General features: G+C 44.1%; 4 protein-coding genes and 1 tRNA gene. 2 read left to right on the top strand and 3 right to left on the bottom strand.

Annotated features, from left to right (window positions below):
* Window positions 1–606 precede the first annotated feature (606 nt).
* Window positions 607–1,749, bottom strand: a complete 1,143-nt coding sequence (gene hemW, locus LN893_RS20180; RefSeq protein WP_229973208.1) for a radical SAM family heme chaperone HemW — start codon at window positions 1,747–1,749, stop codon at window positions 607–609.
* A gap of 342 nt (window positions 1,750–2,091) precedes the next feature.
* Between hemW and LN893_RS20175 the strand changes: the two genes are divergently transcribed.
* Window positions 2,092–3,873, top strand: a complete 1,782-nt coding sequence (locus LN893_RS20175) for a BamA/TamA family outer membrane protein (protein ID WP_229973206.1) — start codon at window positions 2,092–2,094, stop codon at window positions 3,871–3,873.
* A gap of 83 nt (window positions 3,874–3,956) precedes the next feature.
* Window positions 3,957–4,029 (top strand) — tRNA-Met (locus LN893_RS20170).
* A gap of 192 nt (window positions 4,030–4,221) precedes the next feature.
* Here LN893_RS20170 and LN893_RS20165 read toward each other — a convergent pair.
* Window positions 4,222–4,440: a hypothetical protein gene (locus LN893_RS20165; RefSeq protein WP_229973204.1), complete on the bottom strand. Its 219-nt coding sequence runs from the start codon at window positions 4,438–4,440 to the stop codon at window positions 4,222–4,224.
* Window positions 4,441–4,740: 300 nt separating this feature from the next.
* On the bottom strand, window positions 4,741–4,966 hold a 226-nt coding region (locus LN893_RS20160; protein ID WP_229973202.1), incomplete at its 5' end, for an SH3 domain-containing protein.

Raw genomic sequence — 4,966 nt, 5'->3', positions numbered from 1 at the left:
TTATTCCTACATCATACATTCTAAACCACAACCAAATTTTTTTATATAATTTGTATGTGCCTAATTATTAGACGGTTTTGTGTTGTTGCCCTTATATAATATTATAAAGCGTAATATTACTTTCATAACATTAAGTATAGCTACTCTTTCAAAAAGTGGTATAAGTGAGATTGTGAATATGAGTGCTCAATTACGGCAGTATTTTCAAATTGTTATGCCAGATATTGAAATTCTTATTGATGTTGTCACAGAGAGATTTATTGGTATAGTTCAAGTTGCACTACAACCAGCAGAGTCTAAAGCCGAAGGTAATTTGAAAAGAATCTAACCGAGGTTCAGGTGTGAGTTTTGAAAAACTTAAGATGGTTAGATAAAAATATTCTAAGGGCAGTAGTCTACAGGCTAAGCACGTGTCTGCATTCTGTTAAGCCAATCAGTAGAGATAGTTTTATGGCCGCTATGCTTGCTGCTAATGAAGAGATGGTGGGAGTTCTTGTTAGAAGAAATGAGTCCTGCAAATTAAACGATTGAAGAAAATGAAAAAGCCAAACTGCCTGAAGTGGCAATTTGGCTTTTAGGAGTTATGTTTGCTGTTGAGTGTGATAATCAGGCCTTTTCAACTTTTTCTATAAAAAGCTCCAGTGTTATCTGGTCGGCCAATAGCTTTCCTTTATCTGTTAGGTATAGCACCTCGTTTTTTATGATTGCTAAACCTTTCCCCTGCAGCTCCTGCAAATAACCTGCGTGAGCTTCGCGGATGCTGTACTTGAAATCCTGCTCTAGTTTATGCAGGTCGCAGCCCCAGCTGGTGCGGAGGGTGGTAAGCAGGTGGTCGTTTGCCTGATCTGCCAGCGTGAGTTCTTCCACCTCAAATGGTACCTGGTCCTGCTTCAGTGCATCTATGTACTTCTTGTTGTGCGCTACATTATACTGCCTTGAGTGGCCGTTGAAAGAGTGCGCACTAGGACCAACACCCAAGTAGTGCACACCGCGCCAGTAATTGCCGTTGTGCTTTGATTCGTAGCCTGGCTGGCAGAAATTTGATATTTCATACTGCTCAAATCCATGCTGCTGCATCTGTTCCAGTAGCGTCTCAAACTGCTGTGCGGTGAACTCATCGTCTGGCGCTTTAAATTTGCCTTTGGTGCTCCAGCGGCCGAAAACAGTATCGGGCTCTATAGTGAGAGCGTAGCAGGAAGCGTGCTGCACGCCCAGCGAAAACAGCGTCGCCAGGTCCTGGTGCCAGAGGCTATGGTCGGGTGCAGGTATACCGTAAATCAAATCTACAGTGATGTTGCCGAAGCCCGCTGCCTGTGCATCCTGCACGCATCTTAAGCTTTCTGCTGCTGTATGGGCACGGTTCATGAGCTGCAGGTGCGGCCCGTGGAACGATTGCAGCCCGATGCTCAGGCGGTTTATACCTGCGGCGCGCAATTCCTGTAGTTTCTGCGGCGTTAAGTCATCAGGATTGGCTTCGAGCGTAATTTCGACATCATCCGAAACTATAAACAGGCTTTTGATTGTTGCCAGCAGCAGTTGCAGTTCCTGTTGGTTCAGCAGCGATGGTGTGCCGCCTCCGAAGTAAACAGTTTGCACGTGCTGCCCCTGCAGGTAATCTTGCCGAAGCTCCAGCTCACGCACAATCGCCTGCACCATCTCCTCTTTTAGGCCCATAGAGGTGCTGAAGTGGAAATCGCAGTAATGACATGCTTTTTTGCAGAACGGAATGTGAAGGTATATGCCAGCCAAGGGTTAATGTGCTAATTAGTAAATATGCTAATGAGGTAATGTTTTAATGGGCGAAATTGTTCAACTGTTGTTGGTTTCTATACTTTAAGTTTTGCTTTTGTTTATGAAGCTTACCTTTACATCTTATTACTAGTTTTACTTGAGCTATATACTGTTTCATATGCAAGGCTGTAATAATTCAGCATACTTCTGTAATAAGATCGCCGTTGTTGTGTGGGCTCGCCAACAACTATAGTTTGATATGAGATTAAGTAAAAAGCCTTGCGTTTCAATACTTGTATCCTTTTACTTAACACATCATCACATTACAAGAATTAGCACATTATTATCCACTGCAAATGTATGTATAAAATAGCTGCATTATTGTTGTGTTTGCTCCTGAGCCTGCTTTGTGCCGAGGCCCAGGTGAAAACGACTGCAGCTGTGCCCCCTCCTGCTGTTCGTAAGGTGGTGCTGCGGGTGTATACTTCTTCTGCGGATGACAAAGCGATTATAGCCAAGTATAACTACCGTGTTTCGGTGCCCGATTCGGTGGAGGCACAGAAAGAGGTGCAGTCGCTAGTATTTCAGCTGCAGCAGGATGCTTATTTGCTGGCTTCGGCTGACAGCATGTATAGTCGGCGCGATACGCTCCACGTGAAACTATATGTAGGGCAGCAGTTTAAATGGGCGAAGCTGCGAAACGGCAATCTGAGCGAAGGCATTTTAATAGAGTCTGGTTTTAGAGAAAAATTTTACCATAATGCTCCGTTCAAGCCTGCCGAGTCTGTGCGGCTGCAACAGCGTATTCTGGAGTATGCCGAGCAGCATGGTTATCCTTTCGCTTCCGTCTGGCTCGACTCTGTTAATATAAATGGCAACCAGATTGAGGCGGCGCTGATGGTGGAGAAAGCCTTTCTGGTGACCTACGATTCGGTGCAGGTGATGGGCAGCAGCAAAACGCAGCCAAAGTTCCTGATGCGCTACCTGCAGCTTTACCCAGGGCAGCCATACAACCAGGAGCAGGTAAATGATTCTCGGCGCATGCTCACGCAGTTGCCCTACATCAAAATGACGCGTCCGCCGCAAGTGCGTTTCCTCCGCGATAAAGCCACTGTTTACTATTTTCTGGAAGATAGGCAGACGAACCAGATAGATGGTGTGGTAGGCTTTCTGCCAGACCCAAGCCGCCCCAACGGGAACAAACTGTTGATTACGGGCGAAGCAAATCTGAACATCCGCAACATAAAAGGCTCGGGTAAGCAACTGGGAGTGCAATGGCGGCGGGTAAACCGCGGCTCCGTTATCCTAAACGGTGAATACCTGCACCCTAACCTGCTCGGTACACCGTTCGAATTGGGTGCTAAATTTGGTTTGCTGAAACAGGATTCTTCTTTTATAACTGTGCAGCCGCGCCTGCAGTTGGCTTATAACACCATTAAGTATGGCAAGTTCAGCGTATTTACTGAGTGGCGTAACTCTCGAACATTAGCAGCAGCCAACGCGCAAAGCCTGCGCAACCTCGACCTTGCTGATGCTCACACGAATACTTATGGTTTAAATTATCTCTGGAACAACCTCGATGACTTTTACTTTCCTAGGCGCGGCAGGTTGGTGGAGCTACAGTTGGCTGCAGGCAGTAAAAAACTGCTGCGAAATGCAGAACTGGAGAAAAGCTTTTACGATACCCTAGAGATGAAAACAACACAGTTGAGTATGGGGCTGCGATTAGAGAACTTCTTTAGGCTAGGCAAAAACAGTGCTTTGCTAGCAAGGGTACGGGGTGAGGCGCTGCTGAACGACCAGATTTTATTGAACGATATGTACCGCATTGGCGGTCTTGCCTCCCTCCGTGGCTTCGACGACTATTTTTTCTATGCCTCCTCCTACGCTATTGGCACCATAGAGTACCGCCTGTTTACGGCCCAAGATTCGTATGTGCTCTTGTTCTACGACCAGGGCTACTACCGAAGCGATTTAGAGAAGTCTTTTGCTCAAGAGATGCCTATGGGTATAGGCGGCGGTATAAGTTTTAGCACAGGGGCTGGTATCTTTCAGTTGGTGTACTCGCTTGGGAAATCTGATGCGCAACCACTATCGTTTAAGTATTCCAAGATACACTTTGGTATAACCAATAATTTTTAAAATTTAACAATATTTTTAATGTTTTTTAGTGCATGCGCTTGCATGGTAAATATTAATACCCTACTTTTGTATCATAATAACAGTGCGGGATGGAGCAGTTGGTAGCTCGTTGGGCTCATAACCCAAAGGTCACAGGTTCGAGTCCTGTTCCCGCTACCTAGAAGCCTTAATACAATACGTATTAAGGCTTTTTTTATTTTCCGTTAACGAAACCGTTAACTCTTTGAAGAAGATAACAAGATGATCTTGATGGTTCTAGTGTTATTGCTCCTTTTAAGAGCACACTTAAGATGAAACTGCTTCATATACAAAGTAGATTATAGTTTGCTTAAAATATACAGGCTACTCCTATTCTGAGTCGTCGTCCTCTAAATCCAATCCCTCCAGGAAATCCTCCCCGTACAGTTTTTTTAGATACTCATCGTTGTTATCGTCTCCGATAAGGTCGGCTTCTGGAAGGTGAAGGTTCACCATGTCTCGCATGAACTCTTTTTCAGTGATGTTACCTAAGCCGCTGTCTTGATCTTGTTCTTCGTCAGGTGTTTCTTCTTTTTTATTGTTTTCCATTGTCTCTGGGTTTAAATGTTTTTGGAGCTACAGAAAGGTTCAATCTGTTTAATGTTCCTCTTCAGGCTATTGATGTACGCTGTAATAGTTGATATTAGTCATTTTAAGGGTTGTTAGAGGTGATATTTGTAGCAAAGCATACAATCTAAGGTAAAGGGATGACTTCCTTAAAACGCTTTATTTCGCCCTTTATCAAGGTTCGTTTCAAAAAGGGCAGATTTTATTAGTTTTTCAGTTAATCCTTCGTGGAGGTCTAGGTTACCTACTTTGGAGTATTTATGTGTGCTGGCTGTAGAAACTTTATTTTACCCTTTTAATTAAACCTCCCCAAGCCCAACCTGTTTTCCCATCGTAATTTACTTTAAACCATTTTGCCTTCTTTCCTGAGATAGTTTGCTCAGGTCCATTCTCATCAATTACTTCTAAGTAAGCTGTGGCTGGAATTGTAGTTAATATTGGTGAATTGTTTTCTGGCTCTAACCTTAGTGTCTTGTCCTGGAAAAAGTTGACCATAAATGAGTAACTT

This window comes from Pontibacter harenae (assembly GCF_020907245.1).
GTDB lineage: Bacteria > Bacteroidota > Bacteroidia > Cytophagales > Hymenobacteraceae > Pontibacter > Pontibacter harenae.
The sequence above is the reverse complement of the archived record's forward strand: the minus strand, read 5'-3'. Positions and strand labels throughout refer to the sequence as shown.